At 44.8% G+C, this 239-nt stretch carries 1 pseudogene; it reads left to right on the forward strand.

Annotation, left to right across the window (positions count from 1 at the left end):
* Nucleotides 1–89 precede the first annotated feature (89 nt).
* A pseudogene (locus P8629_RS12635) lies at nucleotides 90–239 on the forward strand (hypothetical protein); the annotation flags it as partial.

The raw sequence follows: 239 nt of genomic DNA on the forward strand, positions 1-239 counted from the left end.
TTTTGCTGCATCCAACGGATCAATCTCACCAATCGCTGGTAAAAACGAACCGTTAGCCAACTCTTCCATACTTGAGGTACAAAGTGGATGACGTAGCAAAAGTTAAGCGAGTTGTTTTCTGCTCTGGCAAGGTCTATTACGATTTGCTCGAGCAACGCAGAAATAATCAGCAAGATGATGCGGCTATTGTTCGTATCGAGCAACTGTATCCGTTCCCGATTGAAGAAGTACAAGCGGCA

The sequence above is a fragment of the Hydrogenovibrio sp. 3SP14C1 genome, from assembly GCF_029625905.1.
Taxonomy (GTDB): domain Bacteria; phylum Pseudomonadota; class Gammaproteobacteria; order Thiomicrospirales; family Thiomicrospiraceae; genus Hydrogenovibrio.